Below are 1,270 nucleotides of genomic sequence, written 5' to 3'. Positions count from 1 at the left end.
CTCCTCAAGCGAGAGCGGATGGTAATCCTCCCGAAAAATAATCGCGTTGATAAGTGGAATTTTGTAACCTGAAAAAACAGGAGATTTCACATGCGCAAGTCACGTTTTACTGACAGCCAGATCATGGCGATTTTGAAGCAGGCTGAGTCTGGTGTGCCTGTCCCTGAACTGTGTCGCGAGCACGGCATGAGCAGTGCCTCATTTTATAAATGGCGCTCCAGGTACGGTGGCATGGACACGTCCATGATGAAGCGCCTCAAGGAATTGGAAGATGAGAACCAGCGCCTCAAGAAGATGTATGCCGAAGAGCGGTTGAAGGCAGAGTTGCGCCAGGAAGCCCTTGAGGGAAAGTGGTAAAGCCATCTCAACGCCGCGAGATGGCAAAGAATGTCGTTGAGGCCGGTTGCTGCAGTATTCGGCTGGCTTGCCAGGTTTTTGGGATCAGTGAAACCTGTTACCGCTATCAGGCGAAGCTTGGCCATGAGAACGCCGTTATCGCTGACTGGCTGGTGCGCCTGACCCACAATCAGCGTAACTGGGGCTTTGGACTGTGTTATTTGTATCTGCGCAACGTGAAGGGCTTTGGTTGGAACCATAAGCGGATCTACCGAATTTATCGGGCATTGGAGCTGAACTTGCGCATCAAGCCAAAAAAGCGATTGGTGCGTGAAAAGCCAGCGCCACTGGTTGTACCCACTGCGCTGAATACCTGCTGGTCGATGGACTTCATGCATGATCAGTTGGCCAATGGCCGAAAGTACCGGTTGTTCAACGTGATCGATGATTACAATCGAGAAGGCCTGATCATCGATGCTGACTTCTCACTGCCAGCAGAGCGCGTGATACGCTCCTTAAACCAGTTGATCGAATGGCGTGGCCGACCCAAGGCCATTCGATGCGACAACGGCCCGGAATACATCAGTGGCAAACTAACCCGTTGGGCGAAGCAGAACGGCATTGAGTTGCTGCACATTCAACCTGGCAAGCCACAGCAGAATGCCTACATCGAACGCTACAACCGAACAGTCCGTTATGATTGGCTGAGCCATTATCTTTTCGGCTCGATCGCTGAAGTACAGGATTTTGCCACACGCTGGCTCTGGACGTACAACCACGAGCGACCGAATATGGCATTGGGCGGGATAACACCGAAACAGAAGGTGACAATGGCTGCCTAACCAACTCTACTTATCGCCCCGGTTATAAATGGGGGGATTACCGGATCAAGCGACAGATTTATTCGACACGGGAAGCGGCTAGACGCGACGTG

The 1,270-nt window shown here is 52.1% G+C and carries 1 protein-coding gene; it reads left to right on the top strand.

Translation table 11 applies throughout. The features are described 5' to 3' along the window. The first annotated feature begins 90 nt into the window (after positions 1–90). Positions 91–1,178 (top strand): IS3 family transposase gene (locus tag ACT3RQ_RS17675; protein ID WP_444631916.1). Its coding sequence is split into 2 segments (ribosomal slippage): positions 91–346 and positions 346–1,178, totalling 1,089 coding nucleotides; the frame shifts between segments, so codons are not numbered across the junction. The last annotated feature ends 92 nt before the right edge of the window (positions 1,179–1,270 follow it).

Source organism: Halomonas sp. AOP43-D1-4 (assembly GCF_052446175.1).
Classification (GTDB): Bacteria; Pseudomonadota; Gammaproteobacteria; order Pseudomonadales; family Halomonadaceae; genus Vreelandella; species Vreelandella citrativorans.
Note: the sequence above shows the minus strand (reverse complement) of the source record. Positions and strands in the feature narration are given on the sequence as shown.